The sequence below is a fragment of the Azospirillum thermophilum genome (genome assembly GCF_003130795.1).
In the GTDB taxonomy this organism is placed as follows: Bacteria; Pseudomonadota; Alphaproteobacteria; order Azospirillales; family Azospirillaceae; genus Azospirillum; species Azospirillum thermophilum.
On the sequence record NZ_CP029353.1, the window covers coordinates 2,053,477 to 2,069,547 of the forward strand.

Consider the following 16,071-nt stretch of genomic DNA (forward strand, 5'->3'; position numbering starts at 1 on the left):
CCTAGAACAGGGAGTTCCAGGCTTTGCTGAGCCACGACTTCTCGTTTCGCTCGGGACGCAGGTTGGCGTCCACCAGCAGTGCGTAGCTGTCCGTGTACCATTCGCTGCCGGGGAAGTTGTGGCCGAGCACGGCGGCGGCGGTCTTCGCCTCGTCGGTGACGCCCAGCGCCAGATAGCACTCCACCAGCCGGTGCAGCGCCTCCGGCACATGGGAGGTGGTCTGGTAGTTTTCAACCACGACGCGGAACCGGTTGATCGCCGCCGGATACTGGCCCTGGCGCAGGTAGAAGCGGCCGACCTCCATCTCCTTTCCGGCGAGATGGTCGTTGGTCAGGTCGATCTTCAGCTTGGCGTCGCGGGCGTATTCGGTGTCCGGGAAGCGGCGCACCACCTCCTGCAGCGCGTCGAGCGCCAGCCGCGTCATCCGCTGGTCGCGGCGCACGTCGGTGATCTGCTCGTAATAGGACAGGGCCCGCATGTAGTAGGCGTAGGCGATGTCCGGGCTGCCGGGATGGAGCTGGATGAAGCGGTCGAGCGCCAGGATGGCGTCGTCGTACTTCAGGTCCTGGTAATGGGCGTAGGCGGCCATGATCTGCGCCTTGCTGGCCCATTCGGAATAGGGGTGCTGGCGCTCGACCTCGTCATAGAGCTTGGCGGCGCGCTTGTACGCCTCCTCCTTCATGGCGGCGTCGGCTTGCTGGTAGAGCTGGTCGGCCGGGCGCTCGACATAGGCATCCTCCTTGGTGGAGGAGCAGGACGCCAGCGCGGTGGCGAGAAGGGCGGCCGCGAGCGGCAGACGGAACGGACGGGCAAGCATGGTCTTCTTGGGGCTTTCCGGTTTGTTCCTGTATAGCACGCAGTCGCACCGGCGCGGCAAGCCGGATCTCCGGCATTTTGCCGAAGCCGGGTTGCGGCCGGGCCTGCGCCGGTGGCCGGCGGGCGCCGGTCAGCCGAACAGGGCGTCGATGTCGGCCTGGCTGATGTTGCCGCTGTCGGTGACGTTGGCCGGGCCGTGCAGGTCGAGTTCCTCGTCCTTCTTGGTGACCTCGGGCGGCAGCGGCATCGCCTCGAACTCGCGCTTGTTCCACAGGCCCATCATGGCGTCCACCCGCTCCTCGATGAAGCTGAGGGCACGGACCACCTTGGTGATGCGCTGGCCGGTCAGGTCCTGGAAGTTGCAGGCCTCGTAGATGCGGACGATGACGTCCACCATGTCGTTGACCCGGTCGGAGTGGTAGCCCTCCGGCAGCGACGAGCGCAGCTCCTGGACGATCTCCTCCATCTCCTCGGCGCAGGCCATGATGGTGTTGGTCGCGGCCTCCGTCGCGGAGACGACGGCGTTCAGCTCCTGGCTGGCCTGCTGGAACTTGTCGTCGCCGGCCAGCGGATGGCGGATGGCCGCCATCTCCACCTTGGTCGCCTTGATCCGGCCGGAGATGTCGGCGATCTCCACCTGGATGTGGTCGATCTGCGCCGCGTCCATCGTCAGGAAACGGTCGAGCTTGGCCCCGAGGTCGCCGATCGCCTTCAGCACCTCGCTGTTGTCGGCGACGACCGGCTGCACCGGCAGGGCGGCGACGACCGCCCCGGCGGCGGCCCCCGGCGCGCCACCCTCCGCCAGGGCGGGCTTGTAGGGGTTGCCAGCCTTGCGGGCCTTCTGAAGCTCGGCCATGTAGGGCTTGGTCATCTGCTTCATCCTGGGTCCCGCCTCTGTCGAACGGCCGCAGACGGCCGGTTGGGGTCGTTGTGGTCTGTCGGTGGCCCGCGCCGGGCGGATCCCGGATCAGCCGAACAGCGCGTCGATGGCTGCCTGGTCGAGCGGAGCCGGCGGCTCCTCCGCGGCGGGCGGCGGCGGGCTCTTGGCCGCCTTGGCCGCCGGCTTGGGGATCGGCTTCGCCGCCGCCGAGGGCGGCTTCGGCACCGGCTTCTTGGCCGGCGGTTCGGGGGCCGGCGGCTCGGGGGCCGGCGCAGGAGCGGCCGGAGCCGGGCTGTCGAACAGGCTGTCGATGTCCGCCTGGCTCGCCATCGCCGGGGCGGCGGGCGCAGGAGCCGGGGCCGGGGCCGGGCTGTCGAACAGGCTGTCGATGTCGGCCTGGCTCGCCTGGACCGGCGCCGCCGGTTCCGGAGCCGGGGCGGGCGCCGCCGGGACCGGATCGCTGGAGAACATGCTGTCGACGTCGGCCTGGCTGACGCCGTGCCCGTCGAGCTGGGGACCGTTCAGCAGATGCGCGTCCGGGCGGTGGTCGGTCTGCTCGTCGGCGACGGCGATGCCGGCCAGCCCCTCCTCGCCCCAGATGCTGATCATGGCGATGACGCGCTGCTCGATGTAGCGGAGCGCGTTGACCACCTTGCTGGTGCGCTGGCCGGTCAGGTCCTGGAACGAGCAGGCGGTGAAGATGTTCGTCACCTCCCCTCGATCTGCGCGCAGATCTCCGGATCGGCGCCCGAGGCGCGCAGCTTGCCGCCGAGCTCCATCAGCCGCTCCGCGGCGTTCAGGATCTCGAAGGAGGCCCGCTCGGTCGAGATGACGATGGCGTCCAGCTCGTTGGTGGCCGACAGGATGCGGTCGCCCGACCCGTCGGGCGGCCGCAGCGCCGCCACCTCGCGGCGCGCCTGTTCGATGGAGGCAGCCATCTCCATCAGCTCGCGCCGCAGCACGCCGACGTGCTTGGCCGCCTCGACCGCCTCGTTCTGTTTGGTCCAGGAGGTGCGGAACTCCTGGAGCATGGTGCGGATTTCTTCCGCGGCGGCCCCGAGGGACCGCCGGTGGAAACGTCGCAGAAAGGCTCGCCCTTTGGTCGTTCGAGCGATCGCTTCTTCGATCTGGTCGAACTCTTCATCGGACAGCTGTGGAAGCTGGTCCAACCTGTCCACTCCCTCGAACCGTGCCCTTCGAACCGTCGCTTTCGCGTCCGCCGGAACTCCAGGCCCCGGGATCAGCCGCCGATGACCGCCTGAATCTTCTGCTTCAGCGTATCGGCGTTGAACGGCTTGACGATGTAGTTGTTGACGCCGGCCTGCTTGGCCGCGATCACGTTCTCGGTCTTGCTCTCGGCGGTGACCATGATGAACGGCGTCGAGGCGAGCTTGGCGTCGGCGCGGATCTCCTTCAGGAGCTGGAGGCCGGTCATCGGCTCCATGTTCCAGTCGGAAATGATCAGACCGAACTTGCTCTCGCGCAGCTTCTGCAGCGCCGAGACCCCGTCGCCGGCCTCGTCGATGTCGGTGTAGCCGATCTGGGTCAACAGGTTTCGCACGATGCGCCGCATGGTGGCGTAATCATCGACGACGAGGATCTTCATCTAGACGTCTCCGCAAAAATCCGTTGCCGGGACAGGTCCGGCGTTCCGAGGCATCCGGGGCGGACCTGGCGCGATCCTCCGGGAGTGTGGCGCCTTGTGATGCCCTAACTCTTCCGAAAAGTCATCCCCTTGGGACACCCTGAAGCAGCACCGTAAAAATCGGGTTACCAAAGCTGCCCTTTTTCACTGCCGCAACCGCATATTCCGCATCGGCCGCCGTGGCGCCCCGGCACGGCCGAAGTCCTTGTCCGCACAGGGTTTTGTCCGGCCGGACCGCGAGGCGGGCGGCGGACGGGCGGCCCCGCCGCCGCCCGTGACCTTCGCCGGTCCGGCCGGAGGGCGGCCCGCTCAGGGAGCGGAGTCGAGCGGCGCCGTCGCCCGCTCCAGCCAGGCGGCGTCGGCCGCGTCCAGCACAGGCGCCAGCGAGTCGCGCACGCGGGCGTGGTAGCGGTCGATCCAGGCGGCCTCCTCCGCGCCGAGCAGCGCGCGGTCGATCAGGCTGCGGTCGATCGGCACCAGGGTCAGCTCCTCGAATCCGAGCATCGGCCGCTCGGCGTCGGGAAGCTCCACCCCCAGCTCCTCCAGCGGGCGGACGACGATCAGGTTCTCGATCCGGATGCCGTAGGCGCCGGCCTTGTAGTAGCCGGGCTCGTTGGACAGGATCATGCCGGGCTGCAGGGCGACCGTGTTGGCGATCTTGGAGATGCGCTGCGGCCCCTCGTGCACCGACAGGAAGCTGCCGACGCCGTGGCCGGTGCCGTGATCGTAGTCGAGCCCGGCCATCCACAGCGGCAGCCGCGCCAGCACGTCGATCTGCGAGCCGGTGGTGCCCTGCGGGAAGCGGGCGGTGGCGATGGCGATGTGCCCCTTCAGCACGCGGGTGAAGCGGTCGCGCATCTCCGCCGTCGGGGTGCCGATGGCGATGGTGCGGGTGACGTCGGTGGTGCCGTCGAGATACTGGGCGCCGCTGTCCAGCAGGAACAGGCTGCCGGGCTCCAGCCGCCGGTCGGTCGCCGGCGTCACGCGGTAATGCACGATCGCCCCGTTCGGCCCCGACCCGGCGATGGTGTCGAAGCTGAGGCCGCGGAAATGGCGGCCCTGCCGCCGGCTGGCCAGCAGCGCCTCGGCCGCGCCGATCTCGGTCAGCCCGCCCTTCGGCGCCTCGCGCGACAGCCAGTGGAGGAAGCGCACCAGCGCCGCCCCGTCGCGGGCATGGGCGGCGCGGGTGCCGGCCAGCTCCGCCGCGTTCTTGCAGGCCTTGGGCAGGGCGCAGGGGTCGGTGTCGCGCTCGATCCGCGCCCCGGCGAGGTGCAGCCGGTCGAAGATCCAGGCCGAGGTGCAGGAGGGATCGGCCAGCACCCGCCGGCCGCCCTTCCCCACCGCGTCCAGCGCCGGCCCGAAGGATTCCAGCGGCATCACCCGCACCTGGTTGCCGAGATGGGCGGCGGTGGCGGGGGCCAGCTTGCGCTCGTCGAGGAACAGCTCCACCCCGCCGTCCTCGCCGAGGATGGCGAAGGAGAGCGGCAGCGGCGTGCAGGGAACGTCGGCCCCGCGCAGGTTCAGCAGCCAGGCGATGCTGTCGGGCTGGGTCAGCACGGCGGCGGCCAGAGTGCGGCGCTTCAGCTCGTCGGACAGGCGGGCGCGCTTGTCGGCCGAGGTGGCGCCGGCGAACTCCGTCGCGTGCGGCACCACCGGGGACAGCGGCGGCGGCGGCTGGGTCCGCCAGACCGAATCGACCGGGTTGTCGAGGCAGGCGATCAGGCCGATCCCGGCGCGTTCTAGCTGGGCGCGGGTCTTCTCCACCCAGCCGATGGTGTGCAGCCACGGATCATAGCCGAGCCGAGCCCCCTCCGGCAGCGCCTCGACCAGCCAGTCGGCCAGCGGGTCCTCGGTCAGGTGCCGGTATTCGAAGAGGTCGGCCGGCACCTCGGCCCGCACCTGGATGGTGTAGCGGCCGTCGACGAAGATCGCCGCCCGCTCGGCCAGGACCGCGGCGATGCCGGCAGACCCGGTGAAGCCGGTGACCCAGGCGAGCCGCTGGGCGCGCGGCGGGACATATTCGCCCTGGTGCTCGTCGCCGCGCGGGACGAGGAAGCCGTCCAGCTCCCGCCGCTTCAGCGCCGCGCGCAGGGCGGCGACGCGGCCGGCGAGGTCGAGCGGTTCGGCAGGCGCCGCGGCGGCCATCTCCGCCTTCAGGGCGCGGAGCTGACCGGCGAGTTCGGGCGCCAGCCCCTCCCCCACCAGCAGCATCCAGCCGTCGGGGTCCTCCGGCTCGGGGGCGGCCAGCACGCCGGCCAGCAGGTCGCGCAGCTCCTCCGGCGAGCGCCGGATGCCGGCCTGGGTCAGAAGGTCCGCCAGGGTTGCGTCACCGCGATACGCGCTGGACACGGTCAGGGTTCCTCGTCCGGTTGTTGCTGCCTCCCCCGAAGCTAGGGCAGCCCGGTCGGCCGGCGCAAGCGGCGGAGCGGCGATTATATCGGAAGCCCGGTATCCTCCGGCAGGCCGAGCCGCTGCAGCACGCGCTTGCGCGCCTCGCCGCGCTCGACGTCGGAGATGTGGAGCAGGCCGCCGATGCGCCGCAGCAGGCTGGCCTCCAGGTCGTGCAGTTCGCCGTCGGCGTAGGCGACCTCCCACAGCATCTCGATGATCCACAGCCGCCGGTCGGGCGGGCAGCGCTCCATGATGACGCTGACGTAGCGGTGGTGGGGGGAGACGTCCTCGGTGTCGAACACCGCGGCGGAGAGCAGGTCCTGCGCCTCCTCCTCGCTGAGGTCGAAGTGGCGGCGGGTGACCTCCAGGATGCGGGCGCGCTCGCTCTGGGTGATGGTGTCGTCGGTGCGGGCGGCCTCGACCAGCAGGGCCGCGGCGGCGGCGTGCAGGTCGTCCGCCTCGCTATGGTCGTCGGTCTCGCCGCCGTCGAAGAACGCGCGGATCCGGTTCAGCATGCCTTCCTCTCCTTGTTGCGTCACCCCAACCAGATGGGGCGGGCGGGCCGGTTTGAAAGGAAAGGCGCCGGAGGCCGGAAGGTTCAGCGCCTCACCACAAGAGTGGTCCATTCGCCGACCGGGATGCGGGCGACCAGCCGCAGGCCCTGGCTGCGGTGGGCCTGCAGGACGTGCCGCTCCTGCCGGTTCAGCAGGCCGGCCAGCACGGCATAGCCGCCCTTCTTCAGGTGGCGGCGGAGCTGCGGCGCCATGCGGGCGAGCGGGCGGGCCAGGATGTTGGCGGTGATCAGGGTGTAGGGCTTGTGCCGGCCGACGAGGGGGGTGTGGTAGCCGTCGCCGCCCTGCGAGCGGATACGGCCCTTCAGCCCGTTGATGGCGGTGTTGACGCGGGTGACGCGCACCGCCTCGGGGTCGATGTCGACCGCGGTGACGGGAATGCGCCAGCGCTTGGCGACGGCCAGCGCCAGGATGCCGGAGCCGCAGCCCATGTCGAGCGCCCCGCCCCGCCCGCCGCGCGGCAGCCTCAGCTTCTTCGACAGCCGGTCGAGCGCCTGCAGGCAGCCGTTGGTCGAGCCGTGCTCGCCGGTGCCGAAGGCGGTCGCCGCGTCGACCAGCAGCCCGATGCTGCCGGCCGGCACCTGTCCCTCGTGGTGGGAGCCGTGGACGAAGAAGCGCCCGGCGCGGATCGGCGGGAAGCCCTGGTAGCTGTGCGACACCCAGTCGATGGGCGGCAGCGTCTCGACGATCAGCTTGGGCTCGGGCAGGCCCATCGCCTCGGCCAGCACGGCGACGCGGGCGGTCAGCCGCGGCTCGTCCGGCTCGCCGTAGACGGTCGCCTCGACCAGCCAGTTGCCGCCCTCCTCCAGCTCGAAGGTCGAGACCGCGTCGGCATGGTCGCCGACCGCCTCGGCGAAGGCCGGCGCGTGGGCTTCGGGAACGACGAGCGCGATGCGCCAGAGGGCGGCGGTGCGGGACATGGGGCGGCTGCTGCGTTGGGAGAACGGGGACAGCAGTTCATAGCGGCTATCCCCTGCGAAAACCAAGCCCTTCCTGCGGCCGGCCGGGCGAAGGGGAGCTATTTCGGCATCGCATCGACGACGTCGGTCATCCAGGTGATGGCCTGGTCGGCCTTCTCGGGCGGGAAGTGTGTTCCGAGCTTGTAGTCGGCGTGCACGCGCAGCTTGTGCAGGTCGCCGATGTAGGGGGCCAGCATCGTCACGTAGCCGGGCGGGGTCCCGACATAGGCGGCGTTCTGCAGATTCTCCCGCACCCTGGCGTGGCGGTCGTGGTCCTTTTCGACATCGACGCCGACGAAGGGTGCCGCGATATGGAGAGCGGCATAATAGCAGGCGTGCACGACCATGCGGCACTCCGCCTCGCTGCGGTCGCCGACCTGCAACAGGGTTTCGGCGTTCTTTACGATGTCGGCCGGCGTCATCAGGCGGTCCGGATGAACTCGAAGGTGATGCGGCCGCGATAGCGGGGGTGGATGCCCGCCACCCGCTCATGGACCCGGTCCAGCGCCGGCTTCAGATGGCGGTGGGGCAGCGCAAGGTCCGCCGGGACATGGATGCGCAGTTCGTTGAAGAACTCGCCGCACAGCTCGACCCAGCCAGCGTCGCAGGGCAGGCCGGTTTCCTCTTGGGCGATCCGGGCATAGGCGTGCGCGGCATGGGAATTGATGAAGCGGTCGACTTCGGTTTTCCCGAACCATGCCTCATCATTGATGCCGCTGGCCTGCCGTACCGTCCTGAGCGCCACGCCCACGACGCGGTCGACGATGCCCATGCCCTCACCGATCCCCTCGATCAGGGGGTCGAGAAGGCTCATGACGGCAGCGCGATCGGGGCCGTCCAGCTCCTCCGCCGCCTGCCTCTTCGCCCGCAAGCCCTCCAGCCGCGGCAGCAGGCGGTCGCTGAGCGCGCGGCCTTCGGTCAGGATGCCGACAATGGTCCCGTCGTCGGAAAAATCATAGGCGTCCGGCCGTGCCGGCCCCGATGCGACCCGTTCGAGGGCGTTCAGCGCCAGCAGGACCTTCTGCCCGCTGGCGGAGGCCCGCGCCCGATACTCCTGCGCAGCGGTCGTCAGACGCTTGAGTTCCGCCACCACCTCGGGCCGCAAGGCCTTGGGCATGAAGCGGATCGGCTCCAGCAGTTCGGCCGGAGGCAGGAGGCGGTCGGCGAGGTCGTCCAGGCGCAGTGCGAAGCTCATGGGCGATAATGTGATTGTGGAAAGGAGGAGAGTCAACAACGCCCGGTGACGCGGCCCCGCCGCCGCCTCCCTCCCCGATCCCTTACCCCGCCCCCTTACCCGGCCCCCTTACCCGGCCTTGTCGGCGGGACGACGAAGCTGTCCATCACCTTCTTGCGGCCGGCGTGCTCGAAGTCGATCTCCAGCTTGTCCTGCTCCACCGCGACGACGGTGCCGTAGCCGAACTTCTGGTGGAAGACGCGGGCGCCCTTGGCGAAGGGGGCGTCGGGGCGGGCGCGGGGGCGACGGCGTAGGCCCCCTGGTCCAGCGTGATGGTGCGCGGCGCCGGGGGCTGGCGCTGGCTGCCCCTGAATTGGAAGCCTGACTGGAAGCCCGACTGGAAGCCGCCCCCCGACGAGCCCCAGGCGCCGCCCGAGGGCATGCCCCCCGCTCCGGCCCCGGCGAACAGGCCGGTCGCCGCCTCCGCCTCGACGTCGTCGGCGGGAAGCTCCTCGACGAAGCGCGAGGGCACGGCGCTGACCCAGCTGCCGTAGAGGCGGCGGTTGGCGGCGTGGCTGACATAGGCCTTCCGCCGGGCGCGCGTCAGCCCGACATAGGCGAGCCGCCGCTCCTCCTCCAGCCCGGCGATGCCGGTCTCGTCCAGCGCCCGCTGGTTGGGGAAGACGCCCTCCTCCCAGCCGGGCAGGAAGACGTGGTCGAACTCCAGCCCCTTGGCGCCGTGCAGAGTCATCACCGTCACCTGGTCGATGCCGGCGGCCTCGGCATTCTCCATGACCAGTGCCACATGCTCCAGGAAGCCCGGAAGGTTCTCGAACTCCGCCATGGCGGTGATCAGCTCCTTCAGGTTCTCCAGCCGGCCGGGGGCCTCGGGCGTCTTGTCCTCCTGCCACATGCGGGTGTAGCCGGACTCGTCGAGGATCATGCGGGCGAGGTCGGTGTGCGGCATCGTCGCCATCAGCCCGCGCCAGCGGAAGAAGTCCTGCAGCAGGCCGCGCAGCGTGTTGCGCAGCTTGGGCTTCAGCTCGTCCGTCTCGGTCAGCGCCCAGCCGGCCTCGGTCAGCGGCACGCCGCCGTTGCGCGCCGCGGTGTAGAGGCACTGCAGCGCCGCCGGGCCGACGCCGCGCTTGGGCACGTTGATGATGCGCTCGAAGGCGAGGTCGTCGTCGGGCGAGTTGACGACGCGGAGATAGGCCATCGCGTCGCGGATTTCCTGCCGCTCGTAGAAGCGCGGGCCGCCCAGCACCTTGTAGGGCAGGCCGAGCGTGATGAAGCGCTCCTCGAACTCGCGGGTCTGGAAGCCGGCGCGCACCAGAACCGCGACCTGCGAGAGGGGAACGCCCTTGCGCTGCAGCGCCTCGATCTCCTCGCCGACCCAGCGCGCCTCCTCCTCGCCGTCCCACACCGCCTTGACGCGCACCGGCTCGCCCTTGTCGGCCTCGGTCCACAGCGTCTTGCCGAGCCGCCCCTGGTTGTTGGCGATCAGCCCGGAGGCGGCCGAGAGGATGTGCCCGGTCGACCGGTAGTTCTGCTCCAGCTTGATGATGGTGGCGCCGGGAAAGTCGGTCTCGAAGCGCAGGATGTTGCCGATCTCCGCCCCGCGCCAGGCGTAGATTGAGTTGTGCGTGAAAATTCCGTCCGCCGAGAAATTGTGGGTCGCCTCGATGTCCAGGTCGTGGACGGTGCCCTCATAGGAGATGCGGTCGACCGAGGTCACGATGTCGTAGCTCCCATCCTCGGCGAACAGCGCCATACCCGGCATGACCGACGCCGCCGGCGTGAAGGGCAGAGAGTTCGCTTCCGTGACGTCGCCCAGGTTGGTTCCCAGCCGGGCCATGCGAACGAGGTTCAGCTTGCCGAAGGCATCGCCCAGCCGCGCAGCGTCATCGAGAAGCTGCCCGTAATCCTTGTTCGCCGTCTCCACCCGCCAGCTCGCGGATCCGGCCTTCGCCGAACGGACGCTGAAGCCGAGATCCTTCAGGATGGCCGCCCCGGCCTCGTCGTTGCCGACGACCGAGATGCGGTGCATCGGCGTCGGCCCGCGCCGGTCGCCGCACAGGGTCACGACCAGATTGCGCCGGCTGGCATTGCGCGAGCGGGGACGGTGATGTGGATGTCCGAGCGGCAGTCCGCGGTCGGCGAGCAGCCGGGCGGCGCTGGCGTCGGTATCGAAGGCGGAGAAGACGCGGGACAGGTACTTCGCATCCTGGACCAAGCCTTTCTCCGACCTCCCCTTGCGCGGAACGAACGGAAGGGTCGGGATCTGGTAGCGGAGCGAGAGAATGTACTCCTCGGCCCGCGCGTCGTTCTCCGACCCGTGGGTTCCAACGATCCATAGCGCGTCCGCCCGCTCCTGGAGCAGGCGCTGCATGAAGCCGACCATCGGCTTGACCTGCCCGGAGGTGTAGACCTGCGAGGTGCCGAGCCGCCACCCCATCCCGTCCTTGTGCATCAGGTAGGTGAAGTAGGTCTGCGGCGTCAGGCCGAGGCGATAGCCCGCGAAATGGACATGATCAGGCGTGCTGGTCAGTCGGCGTCCGCCCCTCGTCCCGATGACGACGACGCTGCCGCGATACTCCTTCGCGTGGGTCCGCAGGACCAGGGCGGGGCGCAGATCGCCACTCCCGTAATTGGAAAGAACGGCGTCGCCCGGCTTGACCTCCTCGATCGGCCGGCGGCTTCCGTCGGCCATGGCGATCGGCGTTCCGGCGACGAGACATTGATCCTCGTCGCCGACGCAGCAGATGTTCTTGTGCGCCTGGGACAGGATGCGCAGCCAGAGATACTGCGCCACGTTCGTGTCCTGATACTCGTCCACCAGGATGTAGCGGAACTTGCGGTGATATTCGGCCAGCACGTCCGGATGGCCCTGGAAGATCGCCAGATTGTGCAGCAGCAGGTCGCCGAAGTCGCAGGCGTTGAGCGTGCGCAGCCGCTCCTGGTAGGCGCGGTAGAGCGCCACCACCCGGCCGCCGGCCACCTCGCCGCCGTCGCCGTCCTTCAGCCGGTCGGGCGTCAGGCCGCGGTCCTTCCAGCGCTCGATCACCGACAGCACCTGGCGGGCCGGCCATTTCTTGGAGTCGATGTTCTCCGCCTCCAGCAGCTGCTTGATCAGCCGGATCTGGTCGTCGGTGTCGAGGATGGTGAAGTTCGACTTCAGCCCGACCAGTTCGGCATGGCGGCGCAGGATCCGGGCGGCCAGCGCGTGAAAGGTACCGAGCCACCACCCCTCCGGCTCGATGCCGACGAGATGGGCGACGCGCTCGCGCATCTCGCGCGCCGCCTTGTTGGTGAAGGTCACCGCCAGGATCTGGTAGGCCGCGGCCCGCCGGGTCATCAGCAGGTGGGCCAGCCGCGTGGTCAGCACCCGCGTCTTGCCGGTGCCCGCCCCGGCCAGCACCAGCACCGGCCCGTCGAGCGCCTCGACCGCCGCCCGCTGCGTCGGGTTGAGGCCGTCGAGATAGGCGAACCGGTTCACCGGCGGGGCGGCGGGCGGTTCGGCGTGGCTCAGCGGGTCGTCGAAGGCGAAGGGATCGGACATGCGCGCGTACTCTGCTCCAAAGCAGGTCTGCCCGGATCGGGCCTCCTGTGGCCCGGACCGGGCAGACCTGCGGACTCCATGGTTCTGCAGGATTCCCGAACCCGCCCGCGGATGGGCGGGCTCGGAAATCCTGCCGGGGGCGGCACCGTATATAGCATGCCTGCCCCCACCCTGAACCCCCGCCCGAGTCCGTGCCCGGCCCCTCCCCCGGCCGACCGGCCGAGAGACCGCGGAACCGGGCCTATGACTGTAACCGGCCTCCGGTCCTATACGACGGCAAGCCGCCTAGGCCCGCCGGAAGCCGGGCCGTTGCAAATGGCACGGGGTCATCGGCCAGAGATCACAGGAACTCGCGCAGATCTTGGCTGGCGAGAGAACATTGAACCACCATTTATTATTCCATGGTCACATTGGCCTGCCATCTTTGACCGATCTTTGTCTTATCCTCGCTTACGGCATATGCCCATTGCGAGACGAAGATTCTACTTTGGAGAAATTTTCTGTCCCGCAAATCCGGGGTAAGGTCGGTTCAAATCGTGGCAACCCGCGGCCGAACGGACAAGCGCATGAGCGCATGATCCGGACCCGGTGGGGGAACACGCCCAGCGCCAACGGCGCAACCACTTCGAACCGAACAGAAGGCGGGTAGCGACCATGGATCCCGTAAAGGTATTCCTCATCGATACGAACAAGCTCTTTCGCGAAGGCATGAAGCGGCTGTTCGAAGGAAGCCCGTTCAGGGTCGTCGGCGAGGCCGGCAGCCTGCGCGAAGGCGTTCCGGCCGTTGAGGCGGCGGGCAACACCCCCGATCTGATCCTGATCGATCTCGCCAACGGCGGCGAGGACGAGGTGGACGCGATGCGCGCGCTGCGGGCCCGGCATCCGGATCTGAAGATGGTGATCCTCACCACCGAGCTGTGCACCCGCCGCCTGTCGGGCGCGCTGGGCGCCGGCGCCGGCGGTTACCTGATGAAGGACATCGCCTGCGAATCGCTGATGCAGTCGCTGAAGCTGGTGATGATGGGCGAGAAGGTGTTCCCGACCCACCTCGCCGAGCTGCTGATCAGCGGCCGCACCGAGGAGATGACCACCGAGGTGCCGGCCCGCCGCAAGGGCCTGTCGCAGCGCGAGGTGCAGATCCTGCGCTGCCTGCTGAACGGCAACAGCAACAAGATGATCGCCAACCACCTGAACATCACCGAGGCGACGGTCAAGGTCCACCTGAAGAGCCTGCTGCGCAAGATCAACGCCTCGAACCGCACCCAGGCCGCCATCTGGGCGCTGAACAACGGCATCGGCGACCAGGCCGAGCCCGCCGTGCCCGCCACCATGGCCTGACGGACGGACCGACGGACGCCCGTCCGCCCGACGGCATCTCCGAACGGGGCCGGCACCGCATCGCCCGAGGGCGAGGCGGCCGGCCCCGTCGCCGTTGGCGGTACGGGACCGTTTATGACCCCGGGCCTTTGTTCCATGGCTTACGCTTTTACGCCGTCTGCCCTCCGGAGGTTGCCCGAAGGGGCAGTGACATAAGACCAAAAGCGCACTTCATGACGAAAGTACCGGAAACCATTTCAATGGCACGGGTTCCGCTCCCGCAGCGGCGCCCGCCGACCGATTCTGTCCCAGCCACATTCGGAAATCCCAGCGATGAACGTGCTGATCGCCGATGACCATCTCCTGTTCCGGGACGGGCTGCGCCGCCTGCTGGCTCAGTTCGACCCGGACATGACCTTCTCCGAGGCCAGCACCTATGACGAGGTGCGCGCGATGTGCGACGGCAGCACGCCCTTCGACCTGATCCTGCTGGACCTCGGCATGCCCGGCTGGAACGGCTTCTCGGCGCTGGGCGACATCCATGCCAGGCTGCCGAAGGCGCTGCTGGTGGTGGTCTCGGGATCGGAGCGGCGGTCGGACCTGCTGGCGGCGCTGGAGAACGGGGCCGCCGGCTACATCCCGAAATCCTCCAGCGCCAAGGTGCTGATGGGCGCCCTGCAGCTCGTGCTGGCCGGCGGCATCTATCTGCCGGAACAGGCGATCCGCGGCGGCGACCGCTTCGACTTCTCCCAGCCGGTCGATGCGATCAACGACGAGACGGCGCAGGCGCTGTCCTCGGGGGCGGCCGACCAGCTCACGCCCCGCCAGCGCGACGTGCTGGCCCGCCTGCGCGACGGCAAGTCGAACAAGCAGATCGCCCACGAGCTGGGGCTGACCGAAGGCACGGTGAAGGTCCACGTCACCGCCATCCTCCGCCATCTCGGCGTGCGCAACCGCACCCAGGCGGCGCTGACCGCGCAGAGCCTGTGAACCGGTCCGGCCGGGAGGGGCCCCGCCCTTCCCCGCCGGCCCCGCCCCTCACCGCGCCCTGCGTTCCAGCGGTCCGCGCTCGTTCCCACCCCGCTCCATGGCCCCCCGCTCCACCGCGTTGACGAGGGCGGTCAGCGCCGCCCGCAGTTCGGCGGGATGGGTGCGCGGCCGCACGCCGCGGGCGCCGGACACCTCGACCACCGTCAGGGTGCGGCAGCCGGTCAGCCCGCGCTCCAGAAGCTCCATGGCCTGATTGGTGGAGTCGGTGCCGCGCACCAGCGTCACCGGGACGCGGATCGCCTGCAGGTCGCCATCCGCCACCGGCAGCGGCTGGTCGGCGGTCTGGCCGAGCCAGCCGGCGACGCGGCGCTGCCAGGCGGTCGGCCCGCCCTCGTCCTCCACCACCATCAGGCCGCCGACCGAATCGGCGCAGTCCACCGCCAGCCGGACCGCCAGCGCCAGCGACCCGATGCCGGCCACCACCACCGCCTTGCGCCCGCCGCGCACCGACAGCAGCGGACGCAGCCGCGCGGCGGCCATGGTCGGCACCACCTCGGCGGTCAGCCATTCCTGCCCGACCGGCACCGCATGGAGAAGCCGCCACCAGGCGCCGGCGCCGCGATGCAGGAACAGGACCCGCCGGCCGTTGGGCTCGCCGGCGATGGCGTCGGGCATGATGCCGCCGGCCAGGGCGCCGGCAGCCGCCGGGCCGGGAGGCCGCCCGTCGGAGCCGCCGTGGGAGCCGCCGTGGGACCCGCCGTCGGAGCCGCCGTCGGGCCGGTTGTCGGGCCGTCCGTCGATGAGGGCGGACTGCGGATGGGACGGACGCGGGACCCGGCGCGCCCGCATGGAGGCAGTGGCGCCGAAGCCGGCGTCGAGGAAACCGGGGCGGAGAAGCCCGATACGGAAGAACCCCGGGCGCAAGAACCCCGTGCGAAAGAATCCGGTGCGGAATGACAAGGACACGATCCCGGCTGGCCTCTCCCAAGGCGGGCAGACTTCCCGCGTTGGTTTCAGCCTAGCCGAGGCAACCGTCCGTCGTCCCGTTCGATAAAATGGCCCTAAACGTTAACGCCGGGCGGCGGACGGTGGAGAACGACCACAACTTCCGCAACCTCCGGTCCAGGTCGGCGGCGCGCCGTGCGACCGCACGGCATGGTTCCCGGCCGCCACCGTGCCGCAACCGGCGGCTTCAGTGCAGGGTGATCGCCTCTTCGGCGTCGAGCCCGCCCGGACCACGCCTGCGCAGCGCGCCCGACAGGTCGCGCCATTCCGGGGCACCTCCAAGTTGCTGGAGGAGCTGGGTGGTGAAGGCGAAGACCGCCTGTTCCAGCGGCGCGTTGTCGGCCGCATGGGCGTTGACCGTCAGGCAGGATTCGGCGGCGCTCTCGAAGATCGCGGCGGCGGCGGTGGCGCCCGGCCCCGGCGGCGGCAGCGGGATGGCGACCGGCTCCTGCCCGGTGGTGCGCAGGCGCGACATGTTCTCCACCAGCAGCCGGGTGCGGATGGCGGTATCGACGGCCGCCGCCATGCTGTAGCCCGCCTCCTCCTCGACGGTGGAGCGCAGGATGCGCAGGCCGGCGATCAGCCCGTGCGCCACGTCGCCCGTGCCGCCGCGCTTGGCCGCGGCGGCCACGGCGGTGCCGAGGATGGCCGCGACCACCGGCGACGCCGCCAGGGTGTCGTCCAGAAAGCCGGCCGTGTCGCCGGTGTCCTCCAGGTTCATTGCGTCGCTCATGCTTCCTCCGATGCGGTTGGACCGTCGGGG

Annotated in this window: 15 protein-coding genes and 1 pseudogene; 2 read left to right on the forward strand and 14 right to left on the reverse strand. The window is 69.9% G+C overall.

The features are described 5' to 3' along the window. Position 1: 1 nt before the first annotated feature. From DEW08_RS16040 to DEW08_RS33820, 12 genes and pseudogenes are all read right to left on the reverse strand, one after another. Positions 2–817 carry an outer membrane protein assembly factor BamD gene (locus tag DEW08_RS16040; protein WP_109328778.1) on the reverse strand — a complete coding sequence of 272 codons (816 nt, stop codon included), beginning with the start codon at positions 815–817 and terminating at the stop codon, positions 2–4. A 129-nt stretch (positions 818–946) separates the two neighbouring features. Next, entirely contained in the window at positions 947–1,687 is a 741-nt protein-coding gene (locus DEW08_RS16045) for a protein phosphatase CheZ (RefSeq protein ID WP_245986321.1), read from the reverse strand. A gap of 96 nt (positions 1,688–1,783) precedes the next feature. Then, positions 1,784–2,407 (reverse strand): protein phosphatase CheZ, encoded by a 624-nt coding sequence (locus tag DEW08_RS33210; RefSeq protein WP_281262042.1) that lies wholly within the window; start codon positions 2,405–2,407, stop codon positions 1,784–1,786. Beyond that, positions 2,404–2,727 (reverse strand): hypothetical protein, encoded by a 324-nt coding sequence (locus DEW08_RS32475; protein ID WP_245986322.1) that lies wholly within the window; start codon positions 2,725–2,727, stop codon positions 2,404–2,406. Before DEW08_RS32475 ends, DEW08_RS33210 begins: the two co-directional genes overlap by 4 nt. Positions 2,728–2,936: 209 nt before the next feature. After that, positions 2,937–3,302, reverse strand: coding sequence for a chemotaxis response regulator CheY (locus DEW08_RS16055; RefSeq protein WP_014241240.1), 366 nt, complete (start codon positions 3,300–3,302; stop codon positions 2,937–2,939). Positions 3,303–3,650: 348 nt separating this feature from the next. Beyond that, entirely contained in the window at positions 3,651–5,486 is a 1,836-nt protein-coding gene (locus tag DEW08_RS16060; RefSeq protein ID WP_245986655.1) for an aminopeptidase P family protein, read from the reverse strand. Positions 5,487–5,773: 287 nt separating this feature from the next. Further along, on the reverse strand, positions 5,774–6,247 hold the full coding sequence (locus DEW08_RS16065; RefSeq protein ID WP_109328784.1) for a tellurite resistance TerB family protein: 474 nt from the start codon (positions 6,245–6,247) through the stop codon (positions 5,774–5,776). Between the two features lie 83 nt (positions 6,248–6,330). Continuing rightward, complete coding sequence (locus DEW08_RS16070; protein ID WP_109328786.1) at positions 6,331–7,224, reverse strand: 50S ribosomal protein L11 methyltransferase; 894 nt, start codon at positions 7,222–7,224, stop codon at positions 6,331–6,333. A gap of 98 nt (positions 7,225–7,322) precedes the next feature. Continuing rightward, on the reverse strand, positions 7,323–7,685 hold the full coding sequence (locus tag DEW08_RS16075) for a hypothetical protein (protein ID WP_109328788.1): 363 nt from the start codon (positions 7,683–7,685) through the stop codon (positions 7,323–7,325). After that, complete coding sequence (locus DEW08_RS16080) at positions 7,685–8,458, reverse strand: hypothetical protein (RefSeq protein ID WP_109328790.1); 774 nt, start codon at positions 8,456–8,458, stop codon at positions 7,685–7,687. Before DEW08_RS16080 ends, DEW08_RS16075 begins: the two co-directional genes overlap by 1 nt. 145 nt (positions 8,459–8,603) lie before the next feature. After that, positions 8,604–11,147 carry a 3'-5' exonuclease gene (locus DEW08_RS32480; RefSeq protein ID WP_425429122.1) on the reverse strand — a complete coding sequence of 848 codons (2,544 nt, stop codon included), beginning with the start codon at positions 11,145–11,147 and terminating at the stop codon, positions 8,604–8,606. Between the two features lie 15 nt (positions 11,148–11,162). Continuing rightward, a pseudogene (locus DEW08_RS33820) lies at positions 11,163–11,996 on the reverse strand (ATP-dependent helicase); the annotation flags it as partial. A 654-nt stretch (positions 11,997–12,650) separates the two neighbouring features. Here DEW08_RS33820 and DEW08_RS16095 point away from each other — a divergent pair. Then, positions 12,651–13,334 carry a LuxR C-terminal-related transcriptional regulator gene (locus tag DEW08_RS16095; RefSeq protein WP_109328792.1) on the forward strand — a complete coding sequence of 228 codons (684 nt, stop codon included), beginning with the start codon at positions 12,651–12,653 and terminating at the stop codon, positions 13,332–13,334. A 312-nt stretch (positions 13,335–13,646) separates the two neighbouring features. Continuing rightward, positions 13,647–14,303: a LuxR C-terminal-related transcriptional regulator gene (locus DEW08_RS16100; RefSeq protein WP_109328794.1), complete on the forward strand. Its 657-nt coding sequence runs from the start codon at positions 13,647–13,649 to the stop codon at positions 14,301–14,303. 48 nt (positions 14,304–14,351) lie between these two features. Here the strand turns inward: DEW08_RS16100 and DEW08_RS16105 are convergent, their stop codons facing one another. Both DEW08_RS16105 and DEW08_RS16110 read right to left on the reverse strand, forming a co-directional pair. Further along, complete coding sequence (locus tag DEW08_RS16105; RefSeq protein WP_109328796.1) at positions 14,352–15,227, reverse strand: hypothetical protein; 876 nt, start codon at positions 15,225–15,227, stop codon at positions 14,352–14,354. Positions 15,228–15,495: 268 nt separating this feature from the next. Beyond that, positions 15,496–16,041: a hypothetical protein gene (locus DEW08_RS16110; RefSeq protein WP_109328798.1), complete on the reverse strand. Its 546-nt coding sequence runs from the start codon at positions 16,039–16,041 to the stop codon at positions 15,496–15,498. Between the last annotated feature and the right edge of the window lie 30 nt (positions 16,042–16,071).